Source organism: Streptomyces sp. NPDC003034 (genome assembly GCF_053591375.1).
Window position 1 is genome coordinate 12,896 of the sequence record NZ_JBSFTS010000043.1, and the last position, 17,831, is coordinate 30,726.

19 protein-coding genes and 2 pseudogenes are annotated in these 17,831 nt (G+C 72.2%); 10 read left to right on the forward strand and 11 right to left on the reverse strand.

Annotation, left to right across the window (positions count from 1 at the left end):
- The first annotated feature begins 44 nt into the window (after positions 1-44).
- From ACWDX7_RS27455 to ACWDX7_RS27465, 3 genes are all read left to right on the forward strand, one after another.
- Positions 45-860: a glutamate ABC transporter substrate-binding protein gene (locus ACWDX7_RS27455; protein WP_451492022.1), complete on the forward strand. Its 816-nt coding sequence runs from the start codon at positions 45-47 to the stop codon at positions 858-860.
- Between the two features lie 145 nt (positions 861-1,005).
- The gene (locus ACWDX7_RS27460; protein WP_451492023.1) at positions 1,006-1,833 is read left to right on the forward strand and encodes an endonuclease I family protein; all 828 of its coding nucleotides are present in this window, start codon (positions 1,006-1,008) and stop codon (positions 1,831-1,833) included.
- Positions 1,834-1,984: 151 nt separating this feature from the next.
- On the forward strand, positions 1,985-2,293 hold the full coding sequence (locus ACWDX7_RS27465; RefSeq protein WP_451492024.1) for a DUF3040 domain-containing protein: 309 nt from the start codon (positions 1,985-1,987) through the stop codon (positions 2,291-2,293).
- Positions 2,294-2,346: 53 nt separating this feature from the next.
- On the opposite strand, the gene ACWDX7_RS27470 is transcribed toward ACWDX7_RS27465, so the two are convergent.
- The 3 genes and pseudogenes from ACWDX7_RS27470 to ACWDX7_RS27480 all read right to left on the reverse strand — a co-directional run bounded on the left by ACWDX7_RS27470 (position 2,347) and on the right by ACWDX7_RS27480 (position 5,637).
- Entirely contained in the window at positions 2,347-3,993 is a 1,647-nt protein-coding gene (locus ACWDX7_RS27470; protein WP_451492025.1) for a beta-N-acetylhexosaminidase, read from the reverse strand.
- 85 nt (positions 3,994-4,078) lie between these two features.
- Positions 4,079-4,385: pseudogene (locus tag ACWDX7_RS27475) on the reverse strand (GlcG/HbpS family heme-binding protein); the annotation flags it as partial.
- Positions 4,386-4,422: 37 nt separating this feature from the next.
- A complete protein-coding gene (locus tag ACWDX7_RS27480; protein WP_451492026.1) occupies positions 4,423-5,637 on the reverse strand; it encodes an MFS transporter in 1,215 nt (404 codons plus the stop codon).
- A 236-nt stretch (positions 5,638-5,873) separates the two neighbouring features.
- Here ACWDX7_RS27480 and ACWDX7_RS27485 point away from each other — a divergent pair, with 236 nt between their 5' ends.
- Together ACWDX7_RS27485 and ACWDX7_RS27490 are read left to right on the forward strand one after the other, a co-directional pair.
- Positions 5,874-6,332, forward strand: a complete 459-nt coding sequence (locus tag ACWDX7_RS27485; protein WP_451492027.1) for a MarR family winged helix-turn-helix transcriptional regulator — start codon at positions 5,874-5,876, stop codon at positions 6,330-6,332.
- Between the two features lie 249 nt (positions 6,333-6,581).
- A complete protein-coding gene (locus tag ACWDX7_RS27490; protein ID WP_451492028.1) occupies positions 6,582-6,911 on the forward strand; it encodes a hypothetical protein in 330 nt (109 codons plus the stop codon).
- Between the two features lie 208 nt (positions 6,912-7,119).
- Here the strand turns inward: ACWDX7_RS27490 and ACWDX7_RS27495 are convergent, their stop codons facing one another.
- From ACWDX7_RS27495 to ACWDX7_RS27510, 4 genes and pseudogenes are all read right to left on the reverse strand, one after another.
- Positions 7,120-7,803, reverse strand: coding sequence for an RNA polymerase sigma factor (locus tag ACWDX7_RS27495; protein WP_451492029.1), 684 nt, complete (start codon positions 7,801-7,803; stop codon positions 7,120-7,122).
- A 7-nt stretch (positions 7,804-7,810) separates the two neighbouring features.
- Positions 7,811-8,266, reverse strand: a complete 456-nt coding sequence (locus ACWDX7_RS27500; protein ID WP_451492030.1) for an LAETG motif-containing sortase-dependent surface protein — start codon at positions 8,264-8,266, stop codon at positions 7,811-7,813.
- Between the two features lie 198 nt (positions 8,267-8,464).
- A complete protein-coding gene (locus ACWDX7_RS27505) occupies positions 8,465-9,181 on the reverse strand; it encodes a class I SAM-dependent methyltransferase (protein WP_451492031.1) in 717 nt (238 codons plus the stop codon).
- An 11-nt stretch (positions 9,182-9,192) separates the two neighbouring features.
- Positions 9,193-10,625, reverse strand: a pseudogene (locus tag ACWDX7_RS27510) (VWA domain-containing protein).
- Between the two features lie 252 nt (positions 10,626-10,877).
- Between ACWDX7_RS27510 and ACWDX7_RS27515 the strand changes: the two are divergent.
- Complete coding sequence (locus ACWDX7_RS27515) at positions 10,878-11,294, forward strand: SH3 domain-containing protein (protein ID WP_451492032.1); 417 nt, start codon at positions 10,878-10,880, stop codon at positions 11,292-11,294.
- A 71-nt stretch (positions 11,295-11,365) separates the two neighbouring features.
- Here the strand turns inward: ACWDX7_RS27515 and ACWDX7_RS27520 are convergent, their stop codons facing one another.
- From ACWDX7_RS27520 to ACWDX7_RS27530, 3 genes are all read right to left on the reverse strand, one after another.
- Positions 11,366-11,722 (reverse strand): NTP pyrophosphohydrolase, encoded by a 357-nt coding sequence (locus ACWDX7_RS27520; protein WP_451492033.1) that lies wholly within the window; start codon positions 11,720-11,722, stop codon positions 11,366-11,368.
- Positions 11,723-11,801: 79 nt separating this feature from the next.
- Entirely contained in the window at positions 11,802-12,815 is a 1,014-nt protein-coding gene (locus tag ACWDX7_RS27525) for a phosphatase domain-containing protein (protein WP_451492034.1), read from the reverse strand.
- A gap of 3 nt (positions 12,816-12,818) precedes the next feature.
- The gene (locus ACWDX7_RS27530; RefSeq protein WP_451492035.1) at positions 12,819-14,027 is read right to left on the reverse strand and encodes an RNA ligase; all 1,209 of its coding nucleotides are present in this window, start codon (positions 14,025-14,027) and stop codon (positions 12,819-12,821) included.
- A 218-nt stretch (positions 14,028-14,245) separates the two neighbouring features.
- Between ACWDX7_RS27530 and ACWDX7_RS27535 the strand changes: the two genes are divergently transcribed.
- Positions 14,246-15,343, forward strand: a complete 1,098-nt coding sequence (locus tag ACWDX7_RS27535) for a PP2C family protein-serine/threonine phosphatase (RefSeq protein WP_451492036.1) — start codon at positions 14,246-14,248, stop codon at positions 15,341-15,343.
- 89 nt (positions 15,344-15,432) lie between these two features.
- Here ACWDX7_RS27535 and ACWDX7_RS27540 read toward each other — a convergent pair whose 3' ends face one another.
- On the reverse strand, positions 15,433-15,840 hold the full coding sequence (locus tag ACWDX7_RS27540) for an arsenate reductase ArsC (RefSeq protein WP_451492037.1): 408 nt from the start codon (positions 15,838-15,840) through the stop codon (positions 15,433-15,435).
- 89 nt (positions 15,841-15,929) lie between these two features.
- Between ACWDX7_RS27540 and ACWDX7_RS27545 the strand changes: the two genes are divergently transcribed.
- The 3 genes from ACWDX7_RS27545 to ACWDX7_RS27555 all read left to right on the forward strand — a co-directional run.
- On the forward strand, positions 15,930-16,238 hold the full coding sequence (locus tag ACWDX7_RS27545) for an ArsR/SmtB family transcription factor (protein WP_451492038.1): 309 nt from the start codon (positions 15,930-15,932) through the stop codon (positions 16,236-16,238).
- Positions 16,235-17,326, forward strand: a complete 1,092-nt coding sequence (arsB, locus tag ACWDX7_RS27550; protein ID WP_451492039.1) for an ACR3 family arsenite efflux transporter — start codon at positions 16,235-16,237, stop codon at positions 17,324-17,326. The genes ACWDX7_RS27545 and arsB overlap by 4 nt, the downstream gene beginning before the upstream one ends.
- Positions 17,323-17,831 (forward strand): FAD-dependent oxidoreductase (locus ACWDX7_RS27555; RefSeq protein WP_451751951.1); only part of this gene is annotated, 509 nt, incomplete at its 3' end. The genes arsB and ACWDX7_RS27555, both read left to right, overlap by 4 nt.

A 17,831-nucleotide genomic window follows, 5' to 3' on the forward strand; every position in this document is an offset into this window, starting at 1 on the left:
GGAAGCAGCCGGGCGCGGCCCGCGTTCGAAGGAAAGAGTTCAGCATGAAGGTTCCCAAGGCCGGTGCGGTCGCCGCTGTGATCGCGCTCGTCCTGACCGCCTCAGGGTGCGGCGGTGACAGCGAGGACCAGGGGACTCTCTCCATCGGCATCAAGTTCGACCAGCCGGGCATGGGACTGCGCGAGCCCGACGGCACGTTCACCGGTTTCGACGTGGACGTCGCCACCTACGTGGCGAAGGAACTGGGCTACAAGCCGGACCGGATCCAGTTCAAGCAGGTCTACAGCAACGACCGCGAGCTGCTCATCCAGTACAACGAGGTGAAGTTCGTCGTCGCGAGCTATTCGATCAACGAGAAGCGCAAGGAGAAGGTCGACTTCGCCGGCCCGTACTTCCTCGCGCACCAGGACCTGCTGGTCCGCGCCTCCGACACCAGCATCACCAAGGCGGAGGACCTCAACAGCAAGCGGTTGTGCTCGGTGGCCGGCTCCACCTCGGCGGAGAACCTCAAGAAGAACCTCGCCCCGAAGGCGAGCGTCCCGCTGGAGCTCGCCGGCTACTCCGAGTGCCTCGTCGCACTCCAGGACAACCTGGTCGACGCCATGACCACGGACAATTCCATCCTGGCCGGCTATGCGGCCAGGAAGGGCAACGAGGGCAAGTTCAGGCTGACGGGCCTGAGCCTGAGCAACGAGAACTACGGCATCGGCCTGAAGAAGGGCGACAAGGAGCTCAGGGCCAAGATCAATGCGGCGCTCAAGAAGATGGCCGCGGACGGATCCTGGGAAGCGGCCGTGAAGAAGAACTTCGGCGCCGACTACAAGTACGAGCCGGCCCCGCAGCTCGCCCTGGGCAGCTGACACATCCGTTTCACACCCACCAAGATCCACGCTGGGGACACGCGTTCTTTACCTGAACTGCACATGACAATGTGACCCTCTTCCTGCCACCTGACACCCCGCCAACACCGCCGCGGGGACGGTGCGTGTGGAGAGGTACCCCCACGTGAAGAGAATCTCGCGCCTGACTCCCTGGTCCGCCGGCCTCGCCGCGGCGGCACTGTTCGCCGTACCGGCCACCGCCTCCGCCGTCCAGGAGCGGACGGCGGCTCCCCACGCCGCCGCCACAGCGGCCGGCACCGCCTCCGCGGCGGACACGTACTACGCCGCCGCGGAGGGCAAGACGGGAGCAGCGCTCAAGTCCGCCCTGCACGACATCGTCAAGAACCAGTCGAAGCTGAGCTACGCCGGCGTGTGGAACGCCCTGAAGGTGACCGACCAGGACCCGGCCGATCCCGGCAACGTCATCCTCCTCTACTCCGGCCGGTCCCAGTCCAAGGCCACCAACGGCGGAGACCCCGACGACTGGAACCGCGAGCACGTCTGGGCCCAGAGCCACGGCGCTTTCGGCACCGCCACCGGCCCGGGCACCGACCTGCACCACCTGCGCCCCGAGGACGTGACGGTCAACAGCACCCGCGGCAACAAGGACTTCGACATGGGAGGGAGCCCCGTCGCGGAAGCGCCGGGCAGCTATACCGACACGGACTCCTTCGAGCCGCGCGACGCGGTCAAGGGCGACGTGGCGCGCATGCTGCTCTACATGGCCGTGCGCTACGACGGCGGTGACGGCTTCGCCGACCTGGAAGTCAACGACTCCGTCAACAACGGCTCCGCCCCCGCCACGGGCCGTATCAGCGTCCTGAAGCAGTGGCACCAGCAGGACCCGCCGGACGCCTTCGAGCAGCGCCGCAACCAGGTCATATTCGACACCTACCAGCACAATCGCAATCCGTTCATCGACCACCCGGAGTGGGTCGCCTCCATCTGGTGAGCCGCGTGCCGCGTACTCGTGTGACGTGGTGAGACCTGGAGGAACGCGGCGGCCGCCGCCGTGCCGGCCATGCCGGGATTGGGCCGTGCCAGGACGGGTATTCGCAGGTCAGTCCGCGCCCGACGGCAGCAGCCGATGGAGGTACGTCGTCATGGACGGAGCCGGACTCTCGGATCGCGAGCAGCGCGCACTCTCCGCGATCGAAGCCCATCTCAAGGGTGACCGTTCCCTGGACCGGATCCTGCGCTCTGCGCCGCCGCGGCGTCACCGGCTGGTGGCGGCGTGCCTGCTGGGTGCGGTGACGGTGGCGCTGCTGGTGGCGGCCTCGGTCACCGTGGCTCCACCCCTGATCTGGGGCTTCGCGGGCGCCTGGATCCTGACGGTGGTCACGGCGCTGCCGCTGGTCGTCCAGGCGGTACAGCGGCGCTGGCAGCGCCGGGACCGCGCGGGCCGGTCGTAGCCGCCTAGCACCGCCCGCCGTGCCGGACGCCGAGCCGGACGCCCGCGTACGGGCTACAGCCGGTCGGCGAGGGCCTTGAAGCCGGTCCAGGGCTGGGGCGGCGGGCCGTCGTCCCAGACTTTCTGGGACAGCGCGGCCAGTGGCAGCCGGATGCCCGAGGCGACCTGCGCCTGGGTCTGGGCGCCCGCCAGATCGCACCAGACGGCGAGGCGTGCGCCCAGTATCTGGTTCGCGTACCGCGCCGGCACGGCGGCCGTGCCGCGCAGCACCAGCGGGGTCCACTGTTCGTAGATCCGCTGGCCCGTGGGGTAGGTGAACTGGTTCGGTTCACCCAGCACGTAGTAGAGGAACTCGTCGTTGAGGTTCACGACGTCGCGGCCCTCGCGCAAGTACTCCAGCGGCGGGCGGGCGCCGAGTTCCTTTCCGGTCCAGTATTCGACCTGGATGTCCTTGGCCGCCGACGCCACCCCGCCGGCGAAGATTCCGTCGTTCCATGCCTTGAGCGCCTTGCCCGACGGCCGTACGACGGCGGCGCGGTCGTTGAGCCAGCCCGTCGCCAGGTCCTGGACCCGCGCCGAGGCTCCGTACCGCTGCTGCGCCGCGCGGGCCAGCTGGGGGAAGGATGCCTCCGGGTCGCGGACGACGAGCGCCTGGTACTCGTCGGCGCCCAGGTGCCACCCGGAGCCGGGGAACAACGGCAGGTATTCGCGGAGCAGTTCGTCGATCAGCTCGGCCGCCGCCGGGTTGGATATGTCCACCGCGCCCTTCACTGCCCTGCCCTGTACGTCCCGCAGTTGCAGGCCCGGGTGGGCGCGCAGGACCGCGCCGAGGTGGCCGGGCGAGTCGATCTCCGGGACGACGGTGATGTGCAGGCGGGCGGCGAGTGCCGTGATGCGGCGTACGTCCGCCTTGGTGAGGTGCGGGGTGGAGACGATCTCGGGGTGGCTGTCGGACTGGATCCGGAAGGCCTGGTCGTCGGAGAAGTGCAGGCCCAGCTGGTTGAGTTTGAGGTCGGCCATCTCGCGCAGCCGGTCCTCGATCCAGTCGGGGGTGAAGTGCTTGCGCGCGATGTCGAGGTTGAGGCCGCGCTGCGGCTTGGCCGGGCCGTCGTTCACCGTGCCCTCGGGAGCCGAACCACCCGAGGTGACGGCCTGTTTGAGGGTGCGCGTGCCGTAGAACACCCCCGCCTCGTCCGGGCCGGTGATACGGACCTGGCCGTTCTGCACGGCGAGGCTGTACGACTCCGGCGGACCGGAGCCCTTGTCGCCCAGCGACAGTTCGACGTCACCGCGGCGGGGTGCGCCCGATTCCGCGAAGCCCAGGCGCAGTTCACCGGCGAGCAGTCTGCCCTCGTCCGCCAGCGCGGCCGTGTCACCTGCCGCGACGACGACGCGGGCGTCGGGGGCGGGCTTCCAGCCCGGGCCGCGGCCGGGGGTGTGCTCCCGTACGGCCGGAACGGTACGCGGGGCGCTCGACAGGGGGTACGTCGGGGAGGGCGCGGCCTCGGCCGTCCCCGGGGTGGCCGGGGCGGTCGGGGCGGTCGGGCTCGTGGGGGCGCTGGTGCCGGGGGTCGGGGCGGCGGGTGCCCGGGCGCCGTCCGAGGCCGCCGTGCAGGCGGGGACCGCGAAGGTGACCAGCGCGGCGGCCATGGCCGTCACGCGTGCGCGGGCTCTCCTGTGCTGCTTCCGTTTGCGCATCATGCACCTGTGCCCTGCCACTTGTGTCCCCCGTACCAACCTGGCACGGGGGACACGGGCGCGCGACCCGGTGCGGGGGCCGGCCCGGTCAGCCGAGGTGGGCGAGGGCCGCGGCGGCGATCTCGTGGTCCTGGTCGGGGGCACCGCCGCCGACGCCGACGGCGCCGATGAGGCGGCCCTCGCGGTGGACGGGCAGCCCGCCCGCGCCGAAGAGCAGCGGCCTGTCGAGGGCGGTCGGCAGGGGTGTGGAGGAGGCCGCCGGGCCGGGCCGCCTCGACGAGGTCGGCGGTCGGAGCGTTCAGCCGGAGGGCGGTGAAGGCCTTGCGGGTGCTGGTCTCGCCGGAGATCAGCACGGCCCGGTCGTCGCGGCGGAAGGCGAGCAGGTGGCCGCCGGCGGGGCTCGGTGGCTCGGTTTTCGGGCCGTGCGCCGGGTCAGTGGCGGGCGGGGACGGCGGCGGCGGGCACCGCGGCCGCGACGACGCGGCTGCCGCCCGGCCGGGCCCCCGTACGGCGCTCCAGCAGGCCGGAGAGGAGGGCGAGCGCGAGGGCGGAGGCGGCGAGGGCCGCGCCCACCCAGTTCGGTGCGGTCCAACCGAGCCCGGCGGCGATGACGATGCCGCCCAGCCAGGCCGCCAGGGCGTTGCCGAGGTTGAAGGCGCCGATGTTGACGGCGGAGGCCAGCGTGGGGGCAGCCGCGGCTTGGTCGAGGACCCTCTTCTGGAGGGGTGGCACGGTCGCGAAGCCGAGGGCGCCGATGAGCACGATGGTGACGGCGGACCCGGTCTTGCTGTGGGCCGTGAAGGTAAAGAGGGCCAGCGTGACGGCGAGCGCGCCCAGGGAGACGTACAGCATCGGCATCAGCGCGCGGTCGGCGAGCCGGCCACCGATGAGGTTGCCTGCGACCATGCCTAGACCGAAGAGCACGAGCAGCCAGGTGACGGAGGTGTCGGCGAAGTCGGCGACGTTGGTCATCATCGGCGTGATGTAGGTGATCGCGGCGAAGACGCCGCCGAAGCCGAGGACGGTCATCGCCATGGCGAGCAGCACCTGGACGTTGCGGAAGGCGGCCAGCTCGTGGCGGATCCGTACGCCCCCGGGCCGGGGCAGTTCGGGCACCAGTCTGGCGATGCCGAGCAGGCCGAGCACGCCGAGCGCGGCCACGATCAGGAAGGTGACGCGCCAGCCGAAAGTCTGCCCGACGAAGGTGCCGAGCGGGACCCCGACCACGTTGGCCACCGTCAGGCCGGTGAACATCGTGGCGATGGCGCCGGCCTTCTTCTCGGGCGCGACGAGCTCGGCCGCGACGACCGAGCCGATGCCGAAGAAGGCGCCGTGGGCGAGGGAGGCGACGACGCGCCCGGTGAGCATCACGCCGAAGGCGGGAGCGAGCGCGGAGACGACATTGCCCACGACGAACAGGCCCATGAGCAGCATGAGCATGCGCTTGCGCGGGACACGGGTGCCGAGGACGGTCATCAGCGGGGCGCCGAGCACGACGCCGAGGGCGTAGCCGGTGACCAGGAAGCCCGCCGTGGGGATCGAGACGCCGTAGTCGCCGGCGACCTCGGGGAGGAGGCCCATGATCACGAATTCGGTGGTGCCGATCCCGAAGGCCCCGATGGCGAGGGCGAGGAGTGCGAGAGGCATGAGGGGGAGTTGCCCTTCAGGAGAGGTGCTGTGCCGACGGCGCTGGGTACGGGGCCGGCCGGCCGATGCGCGACGCGACATGCGGCTCGTGGCCCTGGTGGGCGGCCGACACCATTGCTGTCGCTGCTTTCGTGCGCCCACATTAATTGCAGACGCCGATTATTTGCAAGCGCGGGCAATTGCGTGGTTGACCTATCCTGGGGGTGCAGGTACCGGACGGATCGCAGGAGGAGCCCATGACGGCCACGGACAGCGCACTCACCGCCCGCTCCCAGGGCTGGTGCGCCCTCTCCCTGCTGCACGGCCGGATCGAGGCCCACATCGAACGGGCGCTCCAGTCGGCACACGGGCTCAGCGTGCGTGAGTACTCGCTGCTCGATGTCCTCAGCCGCCAGCACAGCGGCCCCGGCGGACACCTGCGGATGCACCAGGTCGCCGACTCGGTGGTACTCAGCCAGAGCGCGACGACCCGCCTCGTCAGCAGGCTGGAGGACCGCGGGTTGCTCAAGCGCTACATCTGCGACACCGACCGGCGGGGCATTTACACCGACGTCAGCGAGGCCGGGCTGGCCCTGCTGAAGGGGGCCCGGCCCACGAACGACGCCGCCCTGCGCGAGGCGCTGGACGAGGCCGCCCGCACCCCGGAACTGGCCGCCCTCGTCGCGGCGGTGGAGAACACGGCTCCCGCCCCGTGACCGTGCCGTCCGCACGGGGACTGCCAGGCACGCCCAGGCCCTGTCCGGGCGATCTCCGCGGGCCCGCGCTGCCCGGCACGGCGCCTCTCCCCCAGCTACTGCTGGGAGGGGCTCGGAGCGCGCGAGTACGGCCACGTACGAGCTGCGCCCCTCCGCCTTGCGATGCACCGCACCAGACAACGCGGCCTGATCCACGAAGACCGCCCGGACAGGACCTAGGAACCGGGCGACGGCGAGACCTCCGGCCGGGTGGACGGGGACCGTGACGGCGGGGACAGCGAGGACGGGGCGAACGACGACGGGGCCGTCGACCTTGCCCCGGAGGGCAGGGCCGCCCCCGAGGGCGACGGCCTGGCCGACGGCGAGTGCCAGGGCGGGGTGGGGACGGGCGCGGTCGGGACGGGCGGGGTGGGGACCGTCCGGGGAGGCCCGGAGGAGCTGGGTCCGGACGTCGGCGGCCACGACGGGCTCGCCTGGGCGGATCCGGGCGTCGGTACGGGAGCCGGAGTCGGGAGTTCCGGCGGTGAGGCGGGCGGCACCGGCCGGACCGGGATGGACTGCGGGGCGAGCACCAGGTAACCCACCAGGGCGGCCGCCGCGGCGGCCAGTCCCGCCAGGGGCAGGGTGAAGCTCCGCAGCGACAGCCACGCCGAGGGGTGCCGTCGCGTACGCGGTCCCGGCGGGTCGGCGGGGCGCAGCCGGCGGAGGTCGACACCGGCCGCACGCGCGTCGAGGGCCTGCCGCAGCCGCCGCTCGACGGGGCGCTCGCCGTCGGGCGTCGTACGCGTCATATCCGTCCCTCCAGAATCCGTTCCAGTGCGTCCAGGCCACGGCTCGCGTTCGACTTGACCGCTCCCCGGCTGATGCCGAGGGTGGTCGCGATCTCCGCCTCCGTGAGGTCCGCCCAGTACCGCAGCACGAGGACCTGCCGTCGCCGCGGGCTCAGCCCGGCGAGAGCGGCCAGCACCTCGCGATGCGCCTCGTCCAGGACGACGGCCGCCTCCGCGGACGGTACGTCGACCTGCGGGGGCGGTGTCCACGCGCGCGCGGTCCGTCTGCGGCGCAGCACGGAGCGCGAGGTGTTGACGACGGCCGTGCGCAGGTAGCCCAGGGCGTTGTCGACCTCCGTGATGTGCTCCCCGTGGCGGCGATACAGGGCCGTGAAGGCGTCCTGGACCACGTCCTCGGCGGTGGCCAGGTCGTCGACGAGCAGTACCGCCAGCCGGACCATGCGCAGGCGGTGCGCGTGGTAGAGCTCGGTGAGGGTGGGCGGCGCCGGCGGCCGCGGATCGCCGTGGCCGGAGGCGTGGCCGCCGCCCGTCCGGTCGTGGTCGTAGGTGTACGGGGTCCCGTACGGCCGTGCGGAGGCCGGCGGGGCGGAGCGGTCGCGCCGCAGCAACGACCACAGGCCCCGCCGGGCCCGGTCGAGGACGGGTACGGCGGGGCCGGCGGATGGTACGAGGTGGAGCACGGGTTCCTCAGCCGTTGGAGCGGCGCCGCACGGTGTACAGGGCCCCCGCACCCGTGGCGATGAGTACGGCGGCGCCGGCCGCCAGCCCGGTGGTGGTCTCGGAGGAGCCAGTATCCGCGAGTTCGGGTCCGGCGGGCGAAGCGGAGGGCAGCGGCCCGGAGCCCGGCCCCCGGGTCGGCTCCGCACTCGGGGCCGCACTGGGAGCGGTGCTGGCAGAGGCGCTGGGAGAGGCGCTGGGCAGCGTGCTCGGAGCGGCGCTCGGGACCGCGCTCGGCTTGGCCGGGGTCGGGGAAGCGGGCTGGCTCGGGGCGGCGGCCGGGGTGCTGGCCGCCGGGGCGGGCGCGGGCGCGGCGGCGAAGGCCGGCCCGTTGAGAGCGACGAGTACCCCGGCGGCCGCCGCGGTGACGGCCGCGGTGACGGCTGACCGGCAGGCGGGCCGGGGGACGCGCTTCAGGTTCTTCACGGGATGCTCCAGGGTCGGGTCGAGGGCGCGGAACCACGCCCTTCACCCCGCACGACGCGCGACCCTCCCCGGGGTTGCCGCCGATCCGGAAAAACTTTCCGTCCCGCCCCGCCGCCCCGCCGGCCGCCCCGCGCGCAGCCGCCGGTACGGGGTACGGGACGTTGACGCGGTGCGGCTCCAACCGCCCTACGGGCAGCGCTACTTCACCGGGGCGGCGACAGGCCGGTACGCATGGCAGAAGAAGTGCTCCTCGGGCCCGGCCAGCTCGTCGTCGGGTTGGAAGAGCGCCGTGTGGTGGTGCAGCACCTCCAGCCCCTGCGCGGCCAGCCGTGCGAGGTGCTCCTCCTCGGACAGGCTGCTGACGGTGACCTTGTGTCCCATCCACTCGATGTCGAGGCGGTGGATGTCGCCCGGCACCGTGGCCATGACGAGGTATCCCCCGGGCGCCACCCAGGAAGCCATCCGGTCCAGTGCCGCCGCCACCTCCGGCTGGTCCATCACCAGCAGGGGGAAGAAGGCGCAGACCGCGTCGAAGCCGCGCTCCGCCGGGGTGTAGGTCCTCACGTCGGCCTGTTCGAAACGGGCCTGCGGCACCCGGGCCCGCGCGAGGTCCACCATCCGGGCCGAGACGTCGATGCCCGTCACCTCGCACCCGGCCCGGGCCAGCGTCTCGGCGGTGGGCCGGCCGGTACCGCTGCCCACGTCCAGCACCCGGGCGCCCGGGGCCAGTCGGGCCGTCAGCCAGTCGAGGGCGGCGAGCTGTCCCGGAAGCCGCCCGAAGGCGGTCTCATAGCGCTCCCCCAGCTGGTCGAACACCTCTCGCGCGGACTCGGCGTCGCTCGCGGACCGGCCGTGACTCGCGGACTCGGCGTCGCTCGCGGACCGGCCGTGACTCGCGGACTCGCCGTCGCTCATGGTTCTTCCCTTCAGCGCAGGATGCCTGCTTGGCGGGCGGCCCGTACCCAGGACGGGAACTCGGACAGGAGCCGGTCGTACAGTTCCGGATCGGAGATCCGCTCGATGTCGTCCACGGCGAAGAAGCCGACGTTGTCCACCCTCCTCCCGGGCAGGGTGTCGAAGCGCTCCAGCACGCCGTACTGGGCCTGGCCCAGGCCGATGAACTGCCAGAACACCGGTTCCTCGACCGCCGCGCGCAGCTCCCGCTCGATCTCGTCATTGCGGTACACCCCGCCGTCGGAGAAGAACAGCACCAGCGTCGGTTCCGGTACCGGGTGTTGCCGCACGAACGCCCGGACCTCTGCGATGACCTTCGCTCCTCGTTGCCGATGCCCACCGTACGCATGTCGATCTGGCCCGGCAGCAGACCCTTGGGCGGCTTCTTGCGGCCGAACAGGCTGAACTGTCCACAGCGCACGTGCAGGCGCAGCCACTCGGGCAGTTCACCGATCACCAGGTCGGGCAGGCGCGCCGGGCGGGAGGCGAAGGTCCAGGCCTGCATCTGGCCGTCCCCGTCGAGCTGCGCGGCGACGGCGGCCATCCGTTCGGCGACGCCCGCCACGGTGCCGCGTGCGTAGTGGTTCGTCATCGAGCCGGAGGCGTCCAGGACCAGGATGACCCGGACGGTCAGGGCCGTGACGCCCTGCTTGCTCAGGCTGACCGCGACCTGTTCCTTGCGCAGCGAGAGGCGTTCGCGCATGTCGGCGGGCAGTTGCTCCTCGCCCTTGGTCATCCGGGCGGTGGACCCCCCGGGGCCAGGAGCGGATGGGCCGGACGGGGCGGATGCGGCGGTTGCGACCGCGGGGGTGGGCGGGGTGGGCGGGGTGGTGGCAGCCGGAGGCGGCGCGTACGCCGAGTGCCCCGCAGCCGCGGCGGCCGGGGGCGGCTCTTCGTCCACGCTGATGCCGAAGTCCGTCGCCAGGCCGGCCAGCCCGCTCGCGTACCCCTGCCCGACGGCCCGGAACTTCCACGCGCCCGCCCGCCGGTAGAGCTCGCCGCTCACGTACGCGGTCTCCGCGCCCGCCGCCATGTCGAAGCGGGCCAGCTCGGCCCCGGACACCGCGTCGAGCAGCCGCAGGTGCAGGCCCGGCACCTGCCCGAAGGTGCCGCCGTCCGCCGACGCGCACAGCGCCACGCGCTCGATCTCCGGTTCCACCGCGCCCAGGTCGAGCGCGATGGTGTCGGTGCCGTGCTGTTTGCCGATGTGGCGCACGGCTCCCGACGCGTGCCGGGGCTGGTTGTAGAAGACGAAGTCGGCATCGGAGCGGACCCGTCCGCCCCCTGTCAGGAGCAGGGCGGACGCGTCCACGTCCGGTACGCCGGGGCCGGGCGACCATCCGAGGACGGCCTGCACGACGGTTGCCACGACCGGAAGGTTGGCGCCTTTGTTCAGTGTCGTCACGGCACCCAGTCTGCCTGCCGGCTCGCGATCCCGTGAGGGTTCTACGACCGGTAGCCGAGGCCGGGTTCGCGGCGCAGGTCGTGCCGGTTCCCCACCCCTGCCATGTCGCGGATTGGGCATATCGGGCTAAGCGGCGGTGCGTCACCCGGTCTCAGTGCCCCGGCCTCGCCATAGTCGTCCCTGGCAACCGCGTGGTTGCCACCCGCGCCGTGCGCCGCGGCCGGGCGGATGCCTTCGTAGAGGAGCCGGCTCATGCTGAAGCCCACCAGGACCATCCTCGCTCTCGCCGCCGGGAGCCTGGCGCTCGGCCTGCTCGGGGCGGGCGCCGCCGTCGCGGACGCCGATCCGGTCGCCGACACCCCCTCGCGGAAGATCGTCGACGGGCCCTCGTCCGGGGGGCTCGACGAGGTCTATCCCAACCCGCGGTTCGCCACGGGCGAGATCGTCTCGCGCGGACCGCTCAACATCCGCGAGCACCCGAACACGCACTCCTACGTCTTCGGCCAGGCGCAGCCGAACGAGGAGGTCGTGATCGAGTGCAAGAAGCACGGCGAGCGGGTCGGCGGCAACAGCCTCTGGTACCGCCTGGACGGCGAGGACAGCATCGATGAGGGCTGGGTCGCCGCCCGCTACGTCAAGAACCTCTCCCCCGTGCGGTACTGCCGCTGACCTGACCGGATGTGACCTGACCTGACCGGGCCGGCGTCGGGCCGCGTGCGGTACGCCCGATGCCGGCCCGGTCAGTCCGCCGCCGGGCGTACGGTGCGCGGCCCGACGCACTCCACCCCGTACGCCCGGACCCGTTCGCGCAGTTCGCGGTCGGCGGTGACCACGACGCAGCCGCGCTCCGCGAACGCCGCGGCGAGCTCCACGATCCGGTCGTCACCGCTCCCCGGCGCGGAGTCCACCCGTACCCCGGGTACCGACTCCACACCCCGGGCGGCGCCTTCCACCACGAGGACGATCTCCTCCTGCGCGCCGGCCTCCCGCTCCGCCAGCCGGTCGCGCAGCCGCTCGGCCGCTCCCCGCCGGTCCCGCCACCAGCCGTCCGGCACGGAGCCGACGACGTTCGCGGCATCCACGATCAGCACACTCATCGCACCATTATGGGCGCTGTGGACGGATCCGGGCGGGTGCGAGCGGTGCCAGCGGGCGGCGGCACAGCAGCGGCAGCCGCTAGAAGTCGCCGTAGTTGACCTGCCAGGTCGGCAGGCCCATCCGGCGCCAGATCGCGACCACGCGGTCCCGGTCATCCAGCGAGACCCGTACCGCGTACCGGTGGCGCACATGCGTGTCGAACAGCTCCGCCTTCACGATGTCGTCGCGGCGCGTGTCGCCCGCCGCGCGCATCCACAGCTCGTCGTACGGCACGTCGTGGCGCCGCAGCCAGGCCTCCGTCTGCGGGCGGTGCTCCTCACCGCGCCCCGACAGCAGCACGATCACGTCACCGTCGGCCCGCCGGAACGCGTCCAGCGCGTGCCGCACCGACTCGTTGAGCAAGTCCAGCTCGCAGCGCGAGAAGTCGTACGGCCCCCGGTCGCCGGTCAGCGCGAGCGTGCCGTCGATATCGCACATCACCGCCGTCGGCAGCGCCGGATCCGGGACGTACGCCGCCACGGGCGGCTGGTCGTTCAGCCACTGCGCGCTGAGCCGCCAGCCGCCCTTCCTGGCGTTGGCGTGCTTCTGGGCGAGGATGCGGATGACCTCCTCGCCGACGGGACGCTCCCGCGCGGCGTCGCGACGCAGGCACTCCTCGACGGGCACGTCGGTGAAGTCGTGCACGACGAAGGTGGCGAGCCCGGCGACCGCGGCCTTGAGGCGCTTGGGGATGTGGGAGGTGAGGTGCGTGTTGTCCACGACCACGTCGAAACCGCCGTCGACGGCAGCCCGCACCGCCGCGTCCTGGATGGCCAGTACGGTCTGCTCGTGCCGGTACGAGCGACCGCGCTCGGGCGCGGACACGGAATCGGACGTCGGCGGGGACACGGAATCGGACGTCGGCGCGGACACGGGCACGGGCACGGGCACGGGCACGTCCAGCATCGCCCGCAGGTCGTCAAGGTTGACGCGGCGCATGCGGCCCTGCGACGCGGCCTGGAGGGCGCGCGCGGCGGTGGTCTTGCCCGAGGCCGGCAATCCCGTCATGACGTGTACCACCGGAAGTGCGGGGGATACGGGGACTTCGGACACGGCTCAGTTCTCCTCATCGGTGGTGAAGGGGTCGGCCGCTTCCGGCCGGACGGCCCGCCAGGTGACGAGCTCGGTCGTTCGCCCGTCCAGCCGCAGGAACATCGCGGCGCGGATCCAGCGGTCGTTCAGTTCCTTCGCGGCGCGTGCGAAGGCGGCGCGGTCGTCGGCCAGGTGGGCGAGCCCCCGGAACGCCTCGTCGATGGCGCTTTCGCGCCGCGCGGCCTCGTCCTCGATCCGGGCGACGACCTCGCGCACCCAGGTGTCGAACTCGTCCGGCACCTGCTCCAGCAGCGCGTCGAGCGGCTTGCCTCCCGAGGCCTCGATGTCCCCGACCGTACAGCCGAGGCCCTGGGCGAGCTGCCGGGCGGGGAGTGCGGCGAACCGCTGGATGCCGTGGCTGCGCCAGATGTCCCGCTCGGTGACGCCGGTGAGGACCTTGTGGAGCCGTACGTACTCCGACAGCTTGGCCTTCGCACGCACGCCGGAGGCGAACCGCAGGACGAAGCCCTCGGCGTCGGTGCCCGTCGCGCTCCGGCCGCCCGGCATGGTGTTGGACTCGGTCAGGGCGATCAGCTCGTCGATCGGCATGGCCGGCCACACGGTGACGACGGAGCCGATGCCCTGCCAGTGGGGGGCGGCCTCGGCGAGCGGGACCTCCGTACCGTCCGGGCCGAAGGCCGCGAGCAGGACGAGGTCCCGGCGCTCGCCGTAGTCGACGACGATACGGTTCTGCGGGTAGAGGATCTCGGCGAGGTAGGTGACGCCCGGGCGCAGTGCGGCGGTGTCCCTGCCGTCGAGGCGGCGCTGCGCCCAGGTCGCCTGGGTGCTGGTGAAGGAGCCCTTGGAGGCGACCCGCCAGCGGCCGGCGTAGTGGAAGACCACGGCGAGGCTGCCGTCGACCTTCTCGTACACCTCGAAGGGCTCGTCGGGCAGGGCCGGCGCGTACGGCCGGCCCGATGCGTGCTCGCCGACGTTGAAGAACTTCGGCAGCGGCAGGGCGACGACGACGCCGGTGGAGTCGTCGGCGACGAGTCCGCGGCAGCGCGTGGTGACCTGGTTCCATACCTGCTCGTACTGTGCGGTCCGCGTGTAGGTGTAGAGGGACAGCGGCAGTTCGGGGTGGGACTTGCGGGTGACGTACCCGGCGTCGATCGAGTCCGCCAGCTGCTGTGCGGGCATCAGGTCATGGAGAGTCAGGTGGTCCTGGCTCATGGGTTCCTCCCCCGTTCGAGATGGTCCATTCTCAGGTGCGGGAGGGGGCGCCCGGTACTCAATTACGCCTGGTCCGGGCCACGACGGGCCGGGCGCGGCCCGCGGCGGCCGGCTTGCAGGGCCGACGGCCGCGGCGCTGGCAGCCGGGGCGTCAACGGTGGCCGCGTCCACGGCCGGGCGCGAAGGCTCGTGACCCGGTCGCGGTGTATGCAGGAGGGATGGATCTCCGGCCTCCCCGCACGCGTCGTCCGCAGTCCCGCCGGGTGCGCCACGCGCAACTGGCCGTTCCCTTCGGGCTCATCACCCTGGTGACGGTGGTCGACATCCTGGCGCCGCCGGAGGTGCACCTCGGCCCGTTCCTGGTCGCCGCCCCGGCTGTCACCGCTTCGTTCGCCGGGCCCCGGATGACGGGATTCGTCGGACTGGTCGCCGTACTGGCCCAGGCGGTGGTCGCGATGGCGCGTACCAGCCTGACGGACCTGAACCACACCTTCCAGATCATCGCCCTGATCATGATCTCGGTGTTCGTGACGCTCTTCGCCCACCTGCGCGAAATGCACGAGAAGGAGCTGGTCCAGCTGCGTTCGGTGGCCGAGACCGCTCAGCAGGTGGTCCTGCGACCGCTGCGCGACCGGATCGGTCCGCTGGAGGTCTCCTCGGTCTATCTGGCCGCGGCCGCCGAGGCGCAGATCGGCGGCGATCTGTACGCCGCCACGCGTACGGCCACGGGGGCCAGGCTGATCATCGGTGACGTGCGGGGCAAGGGCCTGGAGGCCGTCAGTGACGCCGCCCTCGTCCTCGGTGCCTTCCGGGCGGCCGCCCACCAGGAGGCCGGGCTGCCGGAACTGGTGGCGTACCTGGAGGGGGCGGTCGCCCCGGACCTGGACGAGACGGAGGACCGGAGCGAGAGGTTCATCACCGCGGCCGTCCTGGACATCCCCGACCGGGCGCCGGTGCTCCACCTCGTGAGCTGCGGCCATCCGGCGCCGCTGCTGGTCCGCGCCGGCCGGGCCGTCCCGCTCGCGGTGGACCATCCGGCGCCTCCCCTGGGGCTGGCCGGGCTGGTGGCGTCCACGCTCGCGGCGCAGCCCTTCGCCTTCGAGCCCGGTGACGTGCTGCTCCTGTACACGGACGGTGTTCTGGAGGCCCGCGATGCGACCGGGACCTTCTATCCGCTCGCGGACCGGGTGGCCGCCTGGTCGGGCATGAAGCCGCGCGACCTCCTGAACCGCCTGTGCGAGGACTTGCTCGGGCACGCGGCCGGGAACACCCTGGGCGACGACGCCGCGATGGTGGCGATCCGGCGAACGGCGTGAGGCGGTGACGATCCAGTGCTCGGCCTGAGGCGGTGGCGCCAGGCGGCCGCGCGGAGGACTGCGCTCCGCACGGTCCGGCGGCGGGCTTCCTATGAGCGCGGGGTGATGTCCGCGATCAGGTCCTCCACCAGCTTTTTGATCGCGTCGCGGATCGGGCGTACGGATTCCACGCCCTGGCCGGCCGGGTCTTCGAGCGTCCAGTCGAGGTAGCGCTTGCCCGGGAAGACGGGGCAGGTGTCGCCGCACCCCATGGTGATGCACACGTCGGAGGCCTTGACCGCGTCGACGGTGAGGATCTTGGGCGTCTGGGCGGAGATGTCGATGCCGACCTCGCGCATGGCCTCGACGGCGGCCGGGTTCACCGAGTCGGCGGGGGCCGAGCCCGCGGAGCGGACCTCGACACGGTCCCCGGCCAGGTGGCGCAGCCACGCGGCGGCCATCTGGGAGCGGCCGGCGTTGTGGACACAGACGAAGAGCACGGAGGGCTTGTCCGACATCAGAGGTCTCTCTTGTCTCGCACGGATCAGATGCCGCTGACATCAGCAGCCGGTGGCATCACCCACCGCTGATGTGACAATATCAGCCCATGATGACGTCAGTCGACACTGAACTGATCCGAGTCCTGGCAGACCCCCTCAGGCTTCGGATCGTGACCCTGCTCGCCCGCGAGACCCTGTGCACCACGCACCTCGTGGAAGAGACCGGCGCCAAGCAGACCAACCTCTCGAACCATCTGAGGGTGCTGCGCGAGGCCGGTGTCGTGGAGACCGAACCATGCGGCCGCTTCACGTACTACAAGCTGCGTCCGGACGTCATCGCCCAGCTCGCCGGCCAGTTCGCCGACCTCGCCGCGTCCGCTCGTACCGCTGCCGAGAACAAGAGGGCCTGTCCGTGACCCCCACCCAAGCTCCCGCTGCCGCCGAGGACTCCTCGGTCGTCGCGAAGCTCTCCACCCTCGACCGCTTCCTCGCGGTCTGGATCCTGCTAGCCATGGCCCTCGGACTCGGACTCGGCCGCCTGATCCCCAGCCTGAACGACGCGCTGGCCGCCGTCGAGATCGGCGGGGTGTCCCTGCCCATCGCGGCCGGCCTGCTGATCATGATGTACCCGGTCCTCGCCAAGGTGCGCTACGACAGCCTCGACACGGTCACCGGTGACCGCAAGCTGATGATCTCCTCACTGGTCGTCAACTGGGTGCTGGCACCCGCCCTCATGTTCGCGCTCGCCTGGATCTTCCTGGCGGACCTGCCCGAGTACCGCACCGGCCTGATCATCGTCGGCCTGGCCCGCTGCATCGCCATGGTCATCATCTGGAACGACCTCGCCTGCGGCGACCGCGAGGCCGCCGCGGTGCTGGTGGCCCTCAACTCGGTCTTCCAGGTCATCGCCTTCGGCGTGCTGGGATGGTTCTACCTCGACCTGCTGCCGGGCTGGCTCGGCCTCGGAGACGGCGAACGGCTCGACATCTCCATGTGGAAGATCGCGCTCAACGTCGTCATCTTCCTCGGCATCCCGCTCGTCGCCGGCTTCCTCACCCGCCGCCTCGGCGAGAAGAGGCTCGGCCGCGAGGAGTACGAGGCCGCCTTCCTGCCGAAGATCGGCCCCTGGGCCCTTTACGGCCTGCTCTTCACCATCGTCATCCTCTTCGCCCTCCAGGGGAGGGCGATCACCTCCCAGCCGCTGGACGTGGCCCGGATCGCGCTGCCGCTCCTCGTGTACTTCGCGGTCACCTGGTTCGGCGCCTTCGCCCTCGGCAAGGCCATCGGCCTGAACTACGACCGCACCACCACCCTCGCCTTCACCGCGGCCGGCAACAACTTCGAACTGGCCATCGCCGTCGCCATCGCCACCTTCGGTGTGACCTCCGGTCAGGCGCTCTCCGGTGTCGTCGGCCCGCTCATCGAGGTCCCCGTCCTGGTCGCGCTCGTGTACGTGTCACTCGCGTGGCGCAAGAGGTTCACGGCGCGGCCGCTCTCCTCATGACGCGGCGCACCGACGTGGTGGTGATCGGCGGCGGGCAGTCCGGGCTCGCCGCCGGCTACCACCTGCGCCGGCTGGGCGTCGAGTGCGTCATCCTCGACGCCCAGGCGGGCCCGGGCGGAGCCTGGCCGCACACCTGGGACTCGCTCCGCCTCTTCTCCCCGGCCGCCTACTCCTCCCTGCCCGGCCGGCTCATGGCCCGGCAAGGCGGCGAGCTCTATCCGGACGCCGCGCACGTGGTCGCGTACCTCACCGACTACGAGCAGCGCTACGAGCTGCCGGTCGAGCGGCCCGTGCGCGTGACGGGCGTCCACCGTGACGGCGAGCACCTGCGCGTGCGGAGCGACCGCGGCGCCTGGCACGCCCGAGCGGTCGTCAGCGCGACCGGCGCCTGGTGGCGCCCCTTCGTCCCCGCGGTACGCGTTTCAGCCCGGCGCTGGGGGCTGTCCCCGGCGGGGGGGGTGCGCGTGGTTGAAGCGGGGGGGGGCCCCCCCCCCATCGGAATAGC